This is a genomic window from Streptomyces sp. LUP47B (genome assembly GCF_001746295.1).
Lineage (GTDB): Bacteria > Actinomycetota > Actinomycetes > Streptomycetales > Streptomycetaceae > Streptomyces.
On record NZ_MJAH01000015.1, the window covers coordinates 21,678 to 36,818 of the forward strand.

The 15,141-nt window shown below is 71.6% G+C and carries 17 protein-coding genes and 1 pseudogene; 10 read left to right on the forward strand and 8 right to left on the reverse strand.

Translation table 11 applies throughout. The annotated features are described in order from the left end of the window. The first annotated feature begins 94 nt into the window (after positions 1 to 94). The 4 genes from BFN33_RS35575 to BFN33_RS35590 all read left to right on the forward strand — a co-directional run bounded on the left by BFN33_RS35575 (position 95) and on the right by BFN33_RS35590 (position 3,401). Positions 95 to 352, forward strand: coding sequence for a hypothetical protein (locus BFN33_RS35575; protein WP_069764326.1), 258 nt, complete (start codon positions 95 to 97; stop codon positions 350 to 352). 97 nt (positions 353 to 449) lie between these two features. Continuing rightward, on the forward strand, positions 450 to 1,793 hold the full coding sequence (locus BFN33_RS35580; protein WP_069764688.1) for a hypothetical protein: 1,344 nt from the start codon (positions 450 to 452) through the stop codon (positions 1,791 to 1,793). Positions 1,794 to 1,890: 97 nt separating this feature from the next. Beyond that, a complete protein-coding gene (gene htpX / locus BFN33_RS35585) occupies positions 1,891 to 2,814 on the forward strand; it encodes a zinc metalloprotease HtpX (RefSeq protein WP_069764689.1) in 924 nt (307 codons plus the stop codon). A gap of 2 nt (positions 2,815 to 2,816) precedes the next feature. After that, positions 2,817 to 3,401: a hypothetical protein gene (locus tag BFN33_RS35590; protein ID WP_069764327.1), complete on the forward strand. Its 585-nt coding sequence runs from the start codon at positions 2,817 to 2,819 to the stop codon at positions 3,399 to 3,401. A gap of 16 nt (positions 3,402 to 3,417) precedes the next feature. On the opposite strand, the gene BFN33_RS35595 is transcribed toward BFN33_RS35590, so the two are convergent. Together BFN33_RS35595 and BFN33_RS35600 are read right to left on the reverse strand one after the other, a co-directional pair. Further along, a complete protein-coding gene (locus BFN33_RS35595; RefSeq protein ID WP_069764328.1) occupies positions 3,418 to 3,708 on the reverse strand; it encodes a hypothetical protein in 291 nt (96 codons plus the stop codon). Positions 3,709 to 3,802: 94 nt separating this feature from the next. Beyond that, positions 3,803 to 5,149 carry a DUF2252 domain-containing protein gene (locus tag BFN33_RS35600; protein WP_069764329.1) on the reverse strand — a complete coding sequence of 449 codons (1,347 nt, stop codon included), beginning with the start codon at positions 5,147 to 5,149 and terminating at the stop codon, positions 3,803 to 3,805. A gap of 210 nt (positions 5,150 to 5,359) precedes the next feature. Here BFN33_RS35600 and BFN33_RS35605 point away from each other — a divergent pair, with 210 nt between their 5' ends. Further along, on the forward strand, positions 5,360 to 6,559 hold the full coding sequence (locus BFN33_RS35605; RefSeq protein ID WP_069764330.1) for a winged helix DNA-binding domain-containing protein: 1,200 nt from the start codon (positions 5,360 to 5,362) through the stop codon (positions 6,557 to 6,559). A gap of 3 nt (positions 6,560 to 6,562) precedes the next feature. On the opposite strand, the pseudogene BFN33_RS54720 reads toward BFN33_RS35605, so the two are convergent. Together BFN33_RS54720 and BFN33_RS35610 are read right to left on the reverse strand one after the other, a co-directional pair. Then, positions 6,563 to 6,740: pseudogene (locus BFN33_RS54720) on the reverse strand (alpha-galactosidase); the annotation flags it as partial. Positions 6,741 to 6,785: 45 nt separating this feature from the next. Then, positions 6,786 to 7,100 (reverse strand): hypothetical protein, encoded by a 315-nt coding sequence (locus BFN33_RS35610; protein ID WP_007381544.1) that lies wholly within the window; start codon positions 7,098 to 7,100, stop codon positions 6,786 to 6,788. Positions 7,101 to 7,265: 165 nt separating this feature from the next. Between BFN33_RS35610 and BFN33_RS35615 the strand changes: the two genes are divergently transcribed. Then, complete coding sequence (locus BFN33_RS35615) at positions 7,266 to 7,628, forward strand: arsenate reductase family protein (protein ID WP_059206334.1); 363 nt, start codon at positions 7,266 to 7,268, stop codon at positions 7,626 to 7,628. A gap of 107 nt (positions 7,629 to 7,735) precedes the next feature. Next, the gene (locus BFN33_RS35620; RefSeq protein ID WP_069764331.1) at positions 7,736 to 8,401 is read left to right on the forward strand and encodes a hypothetical protein; all 666 of its coding nucleotides are present in this window, start codon (positions 7,736 to 7,738) and stop codon (positions 8,399 to 8,401) included. 2 nt (positions 8,402 to 8,403) lie between these two features. On the opposite strand, the gene BFN33_RS35625 is transcribed toward BFN33_RS35620, so the two are convergent. Continuing rightward, a complete protein-coding gene (locus BFN33_RS35625) occupies positions 8,404 to 9,270 on the reverse strand; it encodes an alpha/beta fold hydrolase (RefSeq protein WP_069764332.1) in 867 nt (288 codons plus the stop codon). 66 nt (positions 9,271 to 9,336) lie between these two features. Between BFN33_RS35625 and BFN33_RS35630 the strand changes: the two genes are divergently transcribed. After that, the gene (locus BFN33_RS35630) at positions 9,337 to 9,786 is read left to right on the forward strand and encodes a MarR family winged helix-turn-helix transcriptional regulator (protein ID WP_069764333.1); all 450 of its coding nucleotides are present in this window, start codon (positions 9,337 to 9,339) and stop codon (positions 9,784 to 9,786) included. Between the two features lie 21 nt (positions 9,787 to 9,807). Here BFN33_RS35630 and BFN33_RS35635 read toward each other — a convergent pair whose 3' ends face one another. From BFN33_RS35635 to glnII, 3 genes are all read right to left on the reverse strand, one after another. Beyond that, positions 9,808 to 10,815: an SDR family oxidoreductase gene (locus tag BFN33_RS35635; RefSeq protein ID WP_176742539.1), complete on the reverse strand. Its 1,008-nt coding sequence runs from the start codon at positions 10,813 to 10,815 to the stop codon at positions 9,808 to 9,810. Between the two features lie 60 nt (positions 10,816 to 10,875). Next, entirely contained in the window at positions 10,876 to 11,436 is a 561-nt protein-coding gene (locus BFN33_RS35640; protein WP_069764334.1) for a winged helix-turn-helix domain-containing protein, read from the reverse strand. Positions 11,437 to 11,780: 344 nt separating this feature from the next. Then, a complete protein-coding gene (glnII, locus tag BFN33_RS35645; RefSeq protein WP_069764335.1) occupies positions 11,781 to 12,809 on the reverse strand; it encodes a glutamine synthetase in 1,029 nt (342 codons plus the stop codon). Between the two features lie 257 nt (positions 12,810 to 13,066). Between glnII and BFN33_RS35650 the strand changes: the two genes are divergently transcribed. Together BFN33_RS35650 and BFN33_RS35655 are read left to right on the forward strand one after the other, a co-directional pair. Then, positions 13,067 to 14,332, forward strand: a complete 1,266-nt coding sequence (locus tag BFN33_RS35650; protein WP_069764336.1) for a sensor histidine kinase — start codon at positions 13,067 to 13,069, stop codon at positions 14,330 to 14,332. Further along, positions 14,323 to 14,976: a response regulator transcription factor gene (locus BFN33_RS35655; protein ID WP_069764337.1), complete on the forward strand. Its 654-nt coding sequence runs from the start codon at positions 14,323 to 14,325 to the stop codon at positions 14,974 to 14,976. The genes BFN33_RS35650 and BFN33_RS35655 overlap by 10 nt, the downstream gene beginning before the upstream one ends. Positions 14,977 to 15,141 lie beyond the last annotated feature (165 nt).

The following is a 15,141-nucleotide window of genomic DNA, read 5'->3' on the forward strand; positions in this document are numbered from 1 at the left end:
TTCGCGGCGCCCCCGTTCCCGTTTCCCGGGACGGGGGCGCCGTCGTATCGTTTCCTGCACAGCTGTTCGACAGGCGACGACGGGGGATACGGGGATGTCCGCGCAGGACGAGCACGGCGAGCGGGAGTTCGACATCAAGTGGGCCGACGGGGCCGAGCTCAAGGAGCCCTCTGCCCGGGCCCGGATGCTCGCCGCCCGCTGGAAGGAGAACCCGCCGAAGCCGCAGCCGTTCCGTGCCGACCCGGAGCCGAGGACACCGAGCCGCTCGTCCTGGAGGTCGACGGCCATCGTCCTCGGGACCGTGGCAGTGATCATTCTGGTGCTGGGCTATGCGGACTTCCGTCCGTTCTAGCGCGCTGAGCAGGCAAGGGGCGGACGTGCGGGACAGTATCTGGAACGGGGAGCAGGCGGCGGCACGCCTCGCGAAGGGGGCCGTACTCAGGGAGGCCATGTTCGACGTGGCCGACCCGGCTGTCTGGATCGCGCTGGACGAGGCGGTGCGGCACAGTGCCTGGTCCTCGGCCGACGGCACCTGGCTGCCGGCCTGGCAGCGGACCGAACAGGGGTGGACGCTGACCGACGGCCAGATCGCGCTCGGCCTGTGCCAACGGGACGGCAGGATCCGCGAGTGGGCCCTGGGAGAGGTCGCGGGGCGGCCGGAGTTGTTGCCGTTGGTCGTGATCCGGTGCGCGGACTGGGCCGAACCGGTGCGGGACCGGGCCCGGACGCGGTGGGCCGAGGCGGTCACCGTGGAGACCGCGGTCGCGCTGGCCCCGCTCGCCCTGCGCATCGGCATCCGGCACCGGGGTGACTTCGCCCTCGGCCTGATCGACAAGGTGCTGCGCTCGGCGGACCGTGAGGCGCTGCTTCCGCTCCTCACCCATGCCGACCGCACCGTGCGCCGCTTCGCCCACCGGCTCGCCGTCGAGGAGGGTTTCCTCTCCCCCGTCGAGCTGGCCCGCAGCGCCGCCCGGGACAGCGACACGGTCGTCCAAGGGCTCTGCGCGGAGGCCGTCCTGGCCGCCTTGGCGGAGGGCGACGCGGACGACGACGTACTCGAACCGCTGCTCGCCGCCCGCAATCCGCGGGTGCGGTCGGCCGGGGTGACCGCGTTGCGGCGGGCCGGGCGCGGGCAGCGGGCGGTCGGGTTTCTTGACGACCGGGCCCCGGTGGTGCGGGCCTGTGCGCGGTATGTCGTACGGCAGTGCGGGGGCGAGCCGGTGGAGTGGTACCGGCGGCGGTGTGCCGAGGCCGGCGATGCCGCGCTGTCGGCGGGCGCAGTGAGCGGGCTCGCGGAGTGCGGGGACCGGCGGGACGCCGAGGCGCTGTGGGCGCTGACCTCGTATCCGGATCCGGTGGTCAGGGCGCGCGCCGTGGGCGGGTTGCGGGCGCTGGACGTCCTGGACGTACGGCGGCTGCGGGCGCTGCTCGACGATCCCGCGCCCGGTGTGGTGCGGGAGGCGACCCTGGCGCTGGTGCCGTCCGCGCGGATGCTGGACGACGGGTGGCTGCTGGAGCGGCTGGCGGTGGAGCGGGCCCGGGAGACGCGGGTCTCCGCGTTCCGGCTGCTCAACGCGCACGGCGGGCTCGTGAGGCTGCGGGCCGCCGTCGCGCTGGTCGACGATCGGGACGACAAGTTGCGGCAGTGGGCCCGGCAGTCCGTACTGCGCTGGCATCCGACGGCGGAGGTGCCGCGCGGGTCGGCGGAGGTGGGTGAGCTGCTGGACCGGGCGGGTCTGTTCGACGCGTACGGGTTGAGGACGCTCAAGTGGGAGGCCGGTCTCAAGGTCTGAGCCTTTGCCGGCCCCAGGGCTGATCGCGACCGCTTCATGGGCCGGGCCGGGTGCACACTGGACGATGGGACGAGTGCCTGACTGCGGGGTGGTGCAGATGCGGAGTCGTTTCCGGAGCGACCGGCGCTTGACCGTGCGGATGACGGTCACCATGTTCCTGCTCGGACTGCTGTACGTGGCCTTCTTCGCCGCGTTGATCGTGTTGCTGAAGTCCTGGCTGCTGGTCGTGGCCCTGATCGCCGTGATGTTCGTGGCGCAATTCTGGTTCTCCGACAAGATCGCGATGTTCGCGATGCGCGGGAAGGTCGTGGGGCGCGAGGAGTATCCCGAGCTGCATGCGGTGGTCGACCGGCTGTGTGCCATCGCGGACATGCCCAAGCCCGTGATCGCGGTGTCCACGATGGACATGCCCAACGCGTTCGCCACCGGCCGGAACCCGGACAACGCCGTGGTGTGTGTGACCACGGGGCTGCTGCGGCGGCTGGATCCCGCCGAGCTGGAGGGTGTGCTCGCACACGAGCTGTCGCACGTGGCGCACAAGGACGTCGCCGTGATCACCATCGCCTCGTTCCTGGGCGTGATCGCCGGGCTGATCGTGCGGTTCGCGTTCTACAGCCAGCTGTTCGGCGGGCGGAAGGACCAGAACACCGCCGTGATCTTCGCCGCCGTGATGGGTGTCTCGGCGGCCGTGTACGCACTCAGCTTCCTGCTGATCAGGGCCCTGTCCCGGTACCGGGAGCTGGCGGCGGACCGGGCGGCGGCCCTCCTCACCGGCCGGCCCTCGGCACTCGCCTCCGCGCTCACCAAGGTCTCCGGCGAGATCGCCCGTATCCCCACCAAGGACCTGCGCACCGCCCAGGCCTTCAACGCCTTCTACTTCACCCCCGCCACCGGCAAGGAGCCCGGCATCGAGCGGATCTTCTCGACCCACCCGTCCCTGGAACAGCGGCTGGAGCAACTGGGGCGGATCTCCACGGAGTTGGGTGAGGCGGCGACGCCCGGGAAAGGTGAGGCGGGCTGAGGATGGGGCTGCTGGACATCCTGCTCGGGCGCACGAAGCCCGTCGCGCCCGATCTCGACCAGCTCTTCGCGCTGCCGTCGGCGGCCATCACGCTGGAGGCGGCCGCGTCCTTCACGCCGACCGGACGCGGGGCGGTGTGCTTCGCCACGGTCGAGGGGGCGGCCTTCGAGCAGACGCACCGGGAGGTCCAGGCACTGCTGGACGCGGACGCCGACCGGGACGGCCCGCCGGTGGAACTGCGGCGGGACGACTTCGGGTACTCCTGGCTGGTCTCCGAGCGCACCCCGGACCAGTTGCCGCAACTGGTCAACGACCTGCATGCGGTGAACAGTTCGATGGAGGTCAACGGCTTCGGGCCGCAACTGCTGTGCTCGCTCGCCGGGTTCCAGGACAGCGAGGGCCGCTCTCTCGCGCTGGTCTACCTCTACAAGCGCGGCAGCTTCTACCCCTTCGCGCCGCTCCCCGGCGAGGCACAGCGGCGCGACAACTCGCTGGAACTGCGGGTGAAGGCCGCGCTGACGAACGATCTGCGCATCGAACAGGACCTGAACCGCTGGTTCCCCCTGTGGGGCGCCCCCGGCCTCTGAGGCCCCGGCTCCTGTCTCACGAGCTCTTTCTCTCGCGTGCCTGCCGACGGGACTCCAGGGGGTGCTCGCGGCGGTAACGGCGGTCCCACCGGGCCTGCTTGTCACGGCGGTCGCGGTACGCCCGGTAGCTGCCGGGCGCGGCCCCCGAGGCGCCGCCGGACGAGCCGCCCGGCGAGGACGCCGAGGTACCGCCCCGGCCGTACTGCATGTACGCGAAGAGCAGGGCGACGGCTACGAGCCACCAGATGTGGTTCCCGAAGCCCAGGATGACCAGGACGACGGTCCCGGAAATGACGATGGTGCCCATGACGGGCCTCCGTGTGCGTGGGTGTGGTGTAGAAGAGTAGCCGCGGAGGGGCGGCGTGATGCCTGCCCTGCGCGAAGCTCTTTCCCGCCGGGGGTCACTCGCCCGGGGCCGCCGTGACGACGCCTGCCGCGATGGCGGCGGAGAGGGCCGCGTGGTCGCTCGTGGTCCGGTCGGCGTAGGTGAGCGCGAAGTCGGCGACCGACTGGTCGAAGGTGTCGGCGGTGCCCAGGTACGCGGCGATGGCGATGCGGTCGCCGGAGCGGGCGTGCGCGCGGGCCAGGGTGGTGCCGCACAGGCGGGCGTAGGCCCTGAGGTCGGCCGGGGGCATGCCGGCCACGTCCGCGGAGCTCTTCATGTCACGCAGCCGGCGCCAGTAGAAGGCGCGCCCCTGCGGCCCGCTCATCCAGCCCAGGAAGATGTCGCTCGCAGCCTGGAGCAGACGCTGGCCCACGACCACACGGCGGCCGGCATGGTCGTAGGGGCCATGCGGCAGATGTTCCTCCAGTACGGATTCCCGCGCCTCCTTGATCTGCAGGAACAGCGGATCGTCGACGTCCCGCCCCTCCAGCAGCACGATGAAGCAGCGCAGGCCGACGCTCCCGACGCCGACGACCTTGCGGGCCGCGTCGACGAAGCGGTAGCGGTCCAGGAGCAGCCGGCGTTCCTCGGAGAGCGTGGAGCGGTAGTCGCTGAAGATCTTGCGCAGGCTGGCCATGTCGGACGCGCCGGCCGGTTCGAGGAGTGGCGGGTCGTGGACGATGCGGCGGCGGCCTTCGACGACCTCCGTGAGCTTGCCGAGCGCCTGGATGCTGGTGCGGCGGCGGGCCCGGGTGAGGCTGGACTCCACGTGCCGGCGGTGACGGGCGGAACGCACGAGGGGCAGCAGGCTGTCGGCGTCGGCGCTCGCGTACCAGACCTCCAGCTCGCCCAGGCGGGCCAGCCGGCGCATGGCCGTGCGGTACGCGGTGACGGCCTCCCCCGCCGCCCGGTGGGCCTTGGCCTCGCTGTGGCCGTTCTCGCGGGCGGCCACGGCGACGCTCGCGGCGAGCCGTTTGACGTCCCACTCGAAGGGGCCGAGGAAGGTCTCGTCGAAGTCGTTGAGGTCGAAGTGGAGGGAGCGGGAGCGTTCCGGGGAGGCGTACAGGCCGAAGTTGAGCAGGTGGGCGTCGCCGCAGAGCTGCACGGTGAGGCCGGTGTGGGGCTGGGCGGCGAGATCGGCGGCCATCACGGCGGCCGCGCCGCGCAGGAAGGCGAGGGGGGAGGCGGACATCCTGCCGTAGCGGATCGGCAGCAGCTCCGGGAGCCGGTCGCGGCCCTGCCGTTCCAGTACGGCGACGGGGTCGGGGCGGTCGACGGACGGGATCCAGACGGCGTGGGCGGAACGGGGGACGAGCTTGCGGGCGGTGCGGCCGCGCTCCGCGCGGGTGGCGGGGGTGTTCATGTGCCCTGTCTCCGGGTCACGCTCGCCTCCTGGTCGCCGGTGTCGTTCACCTCCTCATCGCAGTGAAGGGCCGGAGGGGGAGGGTGCGCATGCGGGGTACGGCGATCGGGTGACGTGTGCGTCGGGGTGCGGTGTGTCGTCGTGGCTGGTCGCGCCGGTCCCGCGCCCCTTTGGGGCGCGTTGTCAGTGGCCTGCGTCAAGATGGGCCGTATGGCTACGGGTGGCGGGGAGCGGTACATCGGGGTGGATGAGCGGCGGGCTCGGCTGGGCTTGCGGCAGCAGCTTGCCGGGGCGGCTCGGGTGAGGAGTCCCGAGGAGGTGGCCGACGCTCTGGTCGCGCTGCACGGGTCCGATCCCGCGACCGTGTATCTGGCGATCGGCGCGCGGCTCGTGGATCCTTCGGGGACCGTCGCCGAGACCGAGCGGGCGTTGTACGAGGACCGGTCGTTGGTGCGGATGCACGGGATGCGGCACACCGTGTTCGCGTTCCCGACCGAGCTCACCGCCGTCGTGCACGCCTCGACCGGCCTCACGGTCGCCGCGCGGGAACGGGCCGCGCTGCTCAAGGACATGGCGAAGGCCGGGGCCCCGGACGCAACCTGGCTGAAGGAGGTCGAGGAGTCGACGCTGGCCGCACTCGCCCGGCGCGGCCAGGCGACGGCGACGGAGCTCACCCAGGACGAGCCGAGGCTGCGCGAGCAGTTCGTGTACGCGGCCGGGAAGAGCTACGAGGGCGTCCACTCCGTCTCGAGCCGTCTGCTGAGGGTGCTCGGCGTGGAGGGCAAGGTGGTCCGCGGCCGGCCGCTCGGCTCCTGGATCTCCACGCAGTTCCGCTGGGCGGTGGCGCCCCCGCATCCCGAACTCGACGTGGCCGAGGCCCAGGCCGCGTTGCTGCGGCGGTGGCTCACCGTGTGCGGCCCCGCCACCGAGGCCGACCTGAAGTGGTGGACGGGCTGGAAGGTGACCGACGTCCGCCGCGCGCTCACGGCGATCCGCGCGGTCCGGGTGTCCGTCGACGAGGGCCCGGCGTACGTCGTCGACGGCGACGCCGACCCGGTCGCGGGACCCGTGGAGCCCTGGGCGGCGTTGCTGCCCGGCCTCGATCCGACGGCGATGGGCTGGCAGCAGCGGGACTGGTATCTGGCACCGGCGCTGCGGCCCGCGCTGTTCGACCGCAGCGGCAACGTGGGACCGACGGTGTGGTGGAACGGGCGGGTGGTGGGGGGTTGGGGACAGCAGCCCGACGGGGAGATCGTCTGGCGGTTGCTGGACACGGAGGGCGTGGGAAGCGAGGCCGAGGCGGCCATCGCGGTGGAGGCCGCCCGGTTGCGGGACTGGGTGGGGGCGACTCGGGTGCGGCCCCGGTTCCAGACGCCGTTGGAGAAGGAACTGGCCGAACTCGCGGGCTGACCGGAACGCGGGGTGCTCGGCGGCCGGGTCACTGGCCGGGTCGACCCGGAAGGGGCCGTCCAGATCCCGGCGCGGCGGCCCCGCGCCCGGATCGCGTCGGCGATGCCCGCGCGGGAGCGGAAGCGGCCGGAGAGGGTGAGCCAGTCGCCGAGGGCTTGCGGTAGCCATCGCCGATCTGGACGAACGCCGGGCGCCCTGAGGGATCAGGGACACCCGGCGCCACGGCCTATCGCGAGTAACGCATCAGCGCCCGCACCATGTGGCACGTCGTGTCCGACGGTGGGTGGACGCCGATCATCTCCGCCGCGTCCCGGATCGTCTCGTTGCGGGCCTGGTTCGGCACGTAGACGCCGGAGTCGAGCAGGGCGATCGCCAGCCGCATCGCCTTGAGGCGGCGGTTGTGGGTGACATACCACTCGCGGGGACGGCCCGGCGGCAACGGGCGCTTCTCCACGGGGGTGTACGGCAGGTCGAGCAGCACGGGGTGCTTCGCGGTGGACTGGGTCGGGAACGGCTTCGGCTTCAGTGCGGCAGCGGGCACAGGCATCCTCCTGTCGCGGTAAGGACGACCACCGGATGACCCGGCGACGCCCTCGAACACTGGTTTTATTCTACCGTCCGCCACTGACAAAAGCCCCTGGCCACAAGGGCTTTCGGGGGTGCTGTGACGCAGGTGGAAGACGGGTTTTCGCGTACCGTGGAGACCATGGAGATCTGGATCAATCCGGCCTGTTCGAAGTGCCGCAGCGCGATCAGTCTGCTCGACGCGGAGGGTGCCGAGTACACCGTCCGCCGCTATCTGGAGGACGTCCCGAGCGAGGACGAGATCCGTGAGGTGCTCGACCGGCTCGGGCTCGAACCGTGGGACATCACCCGCACCCAGGAAGCCGCCGCCAAGGAGCTCGGCCTCAAGGAGTGGGCCCGGGACGACAGTTCACGCGATCGCTGGATCACCGCGCTCGCCGAACATCCGAAGCTGATCCAGCGGCCCCTCATCACGGCGGACGACGGCTCCGCGGTGGTCGGGCGCACCGAGGACGCCGTACGGGACGCCTTGGCCAGGAAATAGCGGGGTGTGACGCAGGTTACGTCAGCTGACTCCTGTAACCGCTGAGTAACCTCGTTCGGTATCTCGTACATAGCGGCGTACGCTCCCCTAGCTCTCAGGAGGCGCGGATGTCGCGCAGGAGAACACTCGGTACGAAGAAGAAGGTCGCGCTGCTGGTGAGCGCGGCGGCGGTGGCGGGTGGTGGGGCCTTCGTGATGGCCTCCACCTCGAACGCCGCGACCCCGCAGACGGCGGCGGAGTCGACGGTCTGCCAGGGCCTCGCCACCGCGCTCGGCAACAACCAGCGGTTCATCGAGGGACAACGCTCCGCTCCCGACGCCCAGTCGGCGGCCCGGATCGCCAACCGGGAAGCGGTGATCGCACAGATCAAGGTGCAGCAGGAGGCGTCCGGTTGCGCGGTCGGGGAGTCGGCTCAGGGCTCCCAGGCCGCCGCGGGACAGCCCTCACAGGCCGCGTCGGCGTCTGCGCCTGCATCCACGTCCCCGCCCGCCGCTCAGGCTCCCCCTGCCGGGAACGCCGCCTCCGGGCAGCAGGTCTGCAACGGCTCTACCGTCACGCTCTCCGGTGAGGCCGGCGCGCCCGCCGCGTCCAGCAACCAGTTCCCGGCCGGCACGAAGCTGAAGGTCACCAACCTGGACAACAACAAGTCCACGACGGTGGAGGTCACTTCGGTCTCCGGCAGCTGTGCCCTGCTCAACAACGCGGCCTTCGAACAGGTGCGGGAGCCCGGCAAGTTCCTCATCCGCCGGGCTCTGATCGAGAAGGTGGGCTGAGGTCATTCGGGGCGTTCGCCCAGGAACTCGCTGAGGCGGCGGGCCAGTTCGGGAGGTGCGGACTGCGGCAGCGCGTGGTGGGAGACGCCGGGGACGACGTCGATCTCCGCCCGCGGCAGCAGTTCGCCGGCCCGGGCCGTCACCTTGTAGGGGTCGTGGGCAATGCTGTTCGCGGCCACGAGCAGCAGGACCGGCGTGTTCAGGACGCGCAGTGCGTCCGGGGCGAGGCGGGGACCGGTGACCGGTCGGGCGGCGGGGAAACCGGCGGCGGCCTCCTGGAGGCGGAGCCAGTCGGGGTCCAGGCCGGCCGCTCCCCCGGTCTCCCAGTCCAGGAAGGCGCGCACCCGGGCCGGCGTGGGTCGCAGCAGCATCGGCAGGGCGTGCAGCAGATACGCCGCCTTGAACCCGGCGAAGCACTGGGTCGGGTCCAGGAGGAACAGGCGGCGCATCCGGTCGGGGGCGCGCACGGCGTGGTGCAGGGCGATCCAGGCACCGTACGAGTGTCCGCCGAAGTCGGCCTCCGTGACGCCGAGTCCGTCGAGGAGGGCGTCCAGCCAGGCGGCCAGGTCGGCGACCGTACGAGGGTGACGGTCGGCGGCCGGTTCGCTGCGGCCGGGGGCTCCGATCAGGTCGACGGCGAGGACCCGGTGGGTGCGGGCGAGGTGGGCGGCCTGGGCGTACCAGGACGTGGAGGTCGCTCCACCGCCGCCCGGCAGCAGGACGAGCGGGGGCGCGTCGGCCGGGCCGCACGCGTTGACGTGAGTGGTGCCGAACGGGGTCGGCACCCGGAGCGCCTCCCGGTCGGCGGGCCACTTGGACAGCACCTTGTCGTAGGCGGCCTGGAACGCGTCGCCGTCGTATCTGCCCATCGATCCCTCCCGTATTATCTCGCTCAGCAAGATACTCGATGAGCGAGATAATACGGGAGGGTGCACATGTCGTCCCCGGGACCTGAGATGGAGATCGTCCATCTCCTGCGCGCGGTGGCCGTCGAACTCGGCCTGCACAGTGCCCGGTTCGCCCAGCGCAACGCCATGCATCCGACGGACGTCCGTGCTCTGATCGCCCTGATGGACGCCTCCCGCGCGGGCGAGGAGATGACGGCGGGGCGGCTCGGCACGGAGCTCGGGCTCAACTCGGCGGGGACGACCTCGCTGCTCGACCGGTTGGAGCGGGCCGGTCATGTGCGGCGGGTGCGGGGGCGGGAGGACCGGCGCAAGGTGGTCGTCGAGGTGGACGAACGCGCGGTGGAGCTGGGGCAGGCCTTCTTCGGACCGCTGATCGGGCGGGCGGTGGAGCTGCTCCAGGGGTACGACGAGGGGGAGCGGGCGGCCATCCGTGGCTTCTTGGCGGGCGTGCGGGACGCGGCGGCCGAGGAGGCCTGACGCGCGGACCGGCCGCTCCACTCAGTGGCGTTCGCCGGCCGCGAGTGCCTTCGCCTCCGTCTCCTCGTCGATTCCCAGTACCGGCCGGTCCGGGCGCTGCGGCGCCACCCCGCCGATCTCCCGCAGCCAGCGCCAGGTGTCGGACACCGTCTCGGTGACCGGACGGCAGCGCAGGCCGGCCGCGGCGGCCCGGGAGGTGTCCCCGCCATGGAGGCTGGTGTGCAGGTCGGTACCGGGCGGGACCCACACCGGCAGGCCGGTCCAGGGTTCGATGCCCGCGCCGAGGACGACGTCCGGGTCGGTCCACCGCAGTTCGGCGTCCGACCCGGTCACGGCCACGCAAGCGCCGAGGAGTTCGGCCATGGTGGTGTGGCCGGGCGGGCCGACCAGGTTGTACGGGCCGTTCAGCTCCGCCTCGGCGGCGCTCAGCGTCCACCGCGCCAGGTCGCGGACGTCGACGTACTGGAGAGGGAGGTCCTGTGGCCCCGGTGCGAGGACCTGCCCGCCGCGGGCGATACGGCCCAGCCACCACGGGAGCCGGCCGATGTTCTCGTACGGGCCGAGGATCAGCCCGGCCCGTACGAGCAGGGAGCGGTCCGTGCCGAACGCCTCGACGGCGGCCAGTTCTCCGCCCCGTTTGTCCCGGGCGTAGTCGGTCTGCTCCGCGTCGGCCGCGGCGCCCTCGACCAGGGGCGCGTCCTCGGTGTGTCCGGCCGGCTGCGGCCACGCGTACACCGAGCGACTCGACACGTACGCGTACCGGTCGGCGCGGCCCCGCAGCAGCCGCGCCGCGTCCCGGACCGCGCGGGGCGCCGCCGACCAGGTGTCGACGACCAGGTCCCAGGGGCCCCCGTCGGCCAGGGCCGTGAGTCCGTCGGGCGCGGTGCGGTCGCCGTGCAGCGACCGCACCCCGGCCACGGGCGCGTGCCGTCCCCGGTGGAAGACGGTCACGTCCCAGCCGCGTTCCAGGGCCGCCTCGGCGACGGCCCGGCCGACGAACTCCGTACCACCCAGCAGAAGAAGTCTCATGCCCGTGACTGTGCCCGCCGGAGCGCCGCGGGGGAACCCGGATCTGCCCTGGGCAGACGGTCAGCCGCCGGTCGGCGGGGTGTACTTGTAACCGACCCGGCGCACGGTCTGGATCGCGCCCCGGAACTCCGCGCCCAGCTTGCGGCGCAGCCGGGCGATGTGGACGTCGACGGTACGGCCGTCGCCCACGTGACCGTAGCCCCAGACCGTGGTGACCAGCTGGTCGCGGGTGTGCACCCGGTGGGGGTTCTGGACGAGGTGGGCGAGGAGCTCGAACTCCAGGTAGGTGAGGTCGAGTTGACTGCCGTTCACCTCGGCGGTGCGCTGCACGGTGTCGATCCGTACGAGGGGGGCGCCGGCGTCCGCGTCGGTGACCGTGGGGTGCGGCCGGAAGGGCTGGTGCTGGTCGGCCGGGACGAGCACCAGGTAGCCGATCATCGGGGGCCGGCCCGGCAGGACGGGCAGGGTGTGCTGGGGAGCGGGAAGCCAGGTGGCGCCCGGAGGAAGGAACTCCGGCGCTTCGGGGACCTCGTCGGGGCGGACGGCTCGGAGTCGGTGCCGTGCGCCGTTCTCGGACGGGGTGGCGAGGGGAGCGGTGGAGAGAGAACGAGTGGTCGCCATGAGATCAGCTCTTTCGCGCGAGAGGGTCGTCGGGAGACGTACGTCTGCGCGCTGGCCGAAGGCCGGGGTATACGGCTTTAGAGGGCCTGCGCGTTCATCGCGCGGCAACACACCCGGTCGAAGTCGTGGTGCTGACGGGAAGGCCAGAAGGGCTCGAGGTCATGGCGACCCGTCGCGCTGCACTTCCGGAAGATGGCCATGAGCCCATTGAAGCAGACACGGGCCCGCGACAGGAGCCTTCTCTCACTGCTCGGACACTTCCCCGGCGGGCCCGCCCACCGACAACACGCCGAGGGGCGCCCACCGTGGCCGGTGGGCGCCCCTCGGGAAGCTGAAGGCGGGGATCAGACCTGGCCGGCCTTCTCCAGCGCGGAGCAGCAGGTGTCGACGATCAGCCGCGTCACCACGTACGGGTCGACATTGGCGTTCGGACGGCGGTCCTCGATGTAGCCCTTGCCGTCCTTCTCGACCTGCCACGGGATACGCACCGAGGCACCACGGTTGGAGACACCGTAGGAGTACTCGTTCCACGGGGCGGTCTCGTGCAGGCCGGTCAGGCGGTCGTCGATGCCGGCGCCGTAGTTCTTGACGTGGTCGAGCGGCTTGGAGCCCTCACCGAGCGACTCGGCGGCGGTGATGATCGCGTCGTAGGTCTCGCGCATCGCCTTGGTGGAGAAGTTGGTGTGCGCGCCGGCGCCGTTCCAGTCGCCCTTGACCGGCTTGGGGTCGAGGGTCGCGGCGACACCGAAGTCCTCGGCGGTGCGGTAGAGCAGCCAGCGGGCCACCCACAGGTGGTCGGAGACCTCCAGCGGGGAGACCGGGCCGACCTGGAACTCCCACTGGCCGGGCATGACCTCGGCGTTGATGCCGGAGATGGCCAGACCCGCCTTGAGGCAGTTCTCCAGGTGGGCCTCGACGATGTCACGGCCGAAGATCTCGTCGGCGCCGACACCGCAGTAGTAGCCGCCCTGCGGGGCCGGGAAGCCGCCCTTGGGGAAGCCGAGCGGGTAGCCGTCCTTGAAGAAGGTGTACTCCTGCTCGATGCCGAAGATCGGCTCCTGGGCGGCGAACTTCTCGGCGACCTCGGTGAGCGCGGCACGGGTGTTGGACTCGTGCGGCGTCATGTCGATGTTGAGGACCTCGCACAGGACGAGGATGTCGTCGCCGCCGCGGATCGGGTCCGGGCAGGAGAAGACCGGCTTGAGGACACGGTCCGAGGAGTGGCCTTCGGCCTGGTTCGTGGACGACCCGTCGAAGCCCCAGATACCCAGCTCGGCGCCCTTGGCGTCGTCCGCCAGGATCTTCGTCTTGGAACGGAGCTTGGCGGTCGGCTGGGTGCCGTCGATCCAGATGTACTCAGCCTTGAAGGTCACGGGCCACTTCCTTCGGGGATGTGTCTACGCACTGCGGGTGCTGCGGCGCTGCGGCACTGAAACGCCGCCTCTTTGATGCCCGCGAGCCTGTCAACAGGCGATTTCCCGGTCATTGCTCGAATGTGAACCCCGTGTTACCGGGTGGTGCTGTGGCGCGATTCACGGTGTGAGCGCGGGAGCGGGTGTATCTGGCACCACTCCCGGACAGGGCGGCCAGGCCCAGTGACCCGCGTCGCCCCCTCGGCGAGACTGACCGTATGACCATGCAGACGGGGAACGGCAGCTGGGGTACGAGGGCGCGGGGCATCGGGCTCGCGGCCGTGCGGGGGCTCGCGCTGGCACTGGTGACGCTGCCGGGCGCGCTGCTCGGATTCACGCTCGGCCTGGTGTCCATCTCCCTCGTCCCGGTCGGGATCGGGGTCGTCACGACCCCCTGGGTGCTGACGGGCGTGCGTGCCTTCGCGGACTGGCGGCGGGTGCTCGCAGCCGAGTGGTACGGGGTGCGGATCCCGTCGGCGTACCGGCCGACACCGAAGAACGCCAACCCCTGGGCCCGCACCTACGCGATGCTGCTCGACCCGGCGACCTGGCGGGATCTGCGGTGGCTGCAGGTGGACATGACGGCGGGGTTCGTGACGGCGCTGTTGTCGGCGGTGCTCGTCCTCTACCCCCTGGAGGGACTGGCGGTCGCGGCCGGGCTGTGGCGGCCGCTCGTGGAGCTGGGCGGCGGCTACTGGTACGGCTTCGTGCATGTCACCGACCAGGCCTCCGCGCTGGCCGCCGGCGCCCTGGGTATCGCCCTGCTGCCCCTCGCCTTGCTCGCCCCGCGAATGCTGACCGCCCACTTCCGGCTCACCCGCGTCGTACTCGGCGCCGGTCAGGGCGAGTTGGCCGAACGCGTCCGCGTCCTGACCGAGACCCGGCGGGACGCCGTGGACACCTCCGCTGCCGAACTGCGGCGCATCGAGCGGGACCTGCACGACGGGGCGCAGGCCCGTCTGGTCGCCATGGGCATGGACCTCGGCACCATCGAGATGCTCCTCGACAAGGACCCCGAGCAGGCGAAGCGACTCCTGGCACAGGCCCGTCAGTCCTCGGTGGACGCCCTGACCGAACTGCGCGACCTGGTTCGCGGCATCCATCCGCCGGTGCTGGCCGAGCGCGGACTGGGCGACGCCGTACGGGCGTTGGCGCTGCGGCTGCCGGTACCGACCGAGGTGACCGTGGAGCTGGACGGCCGGCCGGACGCGCCCGTGGAGTCGGCCGCCTACTTCGCGGTCAGCGAGGTCCTCACCAACGCGGTCAAGCACTCCGGCGCCGACCGGATCTGGATCGACCTGCATCGGACCGAGGGGATGCTGCGGATCACCGTCACCGACAACGGCCGGGGCGGCGCGCTGATCACGGCCGGTTCGGGACTGGCCGGAGTGGAGCGGCGGCTGGGTACATTCGACGGCGTCCTGGCCGTCGGCTCACCCGCGGGCGGTCCCACCATGGTGACCATGGAGATCCCTTGCGCGTAGTCCTGGCCGAAGACCTCTTCCTGCTGCGCGACGGTCTCGTTCGGCTCCTTCAGGCGCACGACTTCGAGATCGCCGCGGCCGTCGAGAGCGGGCCCGAGCTGGCCCGGGCGCTGGCCGAACTGGAACCGGACGTCGCCGTGGTCGACGTCCGGCTGCCGCCGACGCACACCGACGAGGGGCTGCAGTGCGCGCTGAACGCCCGGCGGGACAGACCCGGGCTGCCGGTGCTGGTGCTGTCGCAGCACGTGGAGCAGCTGTACGCGCGCGAGTTGCTGGCCGACGGCACCGGCGGGGTGGGCTATCTGCTCAAGGACCGGGTGTTCGACGCGGAACAGTTCGTGGATGCCGTACGACGGGTCGCGGCGGGCGGTACGGCGATGGACCCGCAGGTGATCCAGCAGCTGCTGACCCGGCGGGCGGCCGACGACCAGCCGCTCGCCCGGATCACGCCCCGCGAGCGGGAGGTGCTGGAACTGATGGCACAGGGGCGGTCGAACGCGGCGATCGCCGGCAAGCTCGTCGTCACAGAACGGGCCATTGCCAAGCACACCGCCAACATCTTCGCCAAACTGGGTCTTGAGGTGTCGGACGATGACAATCGGCGCGTGCTGGCGGTGCTCGCGTATCTCGACCAGGGCCGGTGAGCGACCCCTCATTCTCTGTAACTCCTGCTGCTCAACGGGCTGTTGTCGGCCCGGTTCCCGGTAAACCTCTGATTTGTTTGTGGGACGGCTGAACACCCCTGGGACGGCATCCGTAAGCAAGGGAGCCGCTTCACTCCTGTCGGGCGCCTCGATGGCCCGGAAAAG

Excerpts from the sequence above, each read along its gene's own strand:
- BFN33_RS35575 (WP_069764326.1), top strand. The coding sequence starts at position 95 with ATGTCCGCGCAGGACGAGCACGGCGAGCGGGAGTTCGACATCAAGTGG.
- BFN33_RS35580 (WP_069764688.1), top strand. The coding sequence starts at position 450 with ATGTTCGACGTGGCCGACCCGGCTGTCTGGATCGCGCTGGACGAGGCG.
- htpX (WP_069764689.1), top strand. The coding sequence starts at position 1,891 with ATGCGGAGTCGTTTCCGGAGCGACCGGCGCTTGACCGTGCGGATGACG.
- BFN33_RS35590 (WP_069764327.1), top strand. The coding sequence starts at position 2,817 with ATGGGGCTGCTGGACATCCTGCTCGGGCGCACGAAGCCCGTCGCGCCC.
- BFN33_RS35595 (WP_069764328.1), bottom strand. The coding sequence starts at position 3,708 with ATGGGCACCATCGTCATTTCCGGGACCGTCGTCCTGGTCATCCTGGGC.
- BFN33_RS35600 (WP_069764329.1), bottom strand. The coding sequence starts at position 5,149 with ATGAACACCCCCGCCACCCGCGCGGAGCGCGGCCGCACCGCCCGCAAG.
- BFN33_RS35605 (WP_069764330.1), top strand. The coding sequence starts at position 5,360 with ATGGCTACGGGTGGCGGGGAGCGGTACATCGGGGTGGATGAGCGGCGG.
- BFN33_RS35615 (WP_059206334.1), top strand. The coding sequence starts at position 7,266 with ATGGAGATCTGGATCAATCCGGCCTGTTCGAAGTGCCGCAGCGCGATC.
- BFN33_RS35620 (WP_069764331.1), top strand. The coding sequence starts at position 7,736 with ATGTCGCGCAGGAGAACACTCGGTACGAAGAAGAAGGTCGCGCTGCTG.
- BFN33_RS35625 (WP_069764332.1), bottom strand. The coding sequence starts at position 9,270 with ATGGGCAGATACGACGGCGACGCGTTCCAGGCCGCCTACGACAAGGTG.
- BFN33_RS35630 (WP_069764333.1), top strand. The coding sequence starts at position 9,337 with ATGTCGTCCCCGGGACCTGAGATGGAGATCGTCCATCTCCTGCGCGCG.
- BFN33_RS35635 (WP_176742539.1), bottom strand. The coding sequence starts at position 10,815 with ATGAGACTTCTTCTGCTGGGTGGTACGGAGTTCGTCGGCCGGGCCGTC.
- BFN33_RS35640 (WP_069764334.1), bottom strand. The coding sequence starts at position 11,436 with ATGGCGACCACTCGTTCTCTCTCCACCGCTCCCCTCGCCACCCCGTCC.
- BFN33_RS35650 (WP_069764336.1), top strand. The coding sequence starts at position 13,067 with ATGACCATGCAGACGGGGAACGGCAGCTGGGGTACGAGGGCGCGGGGC.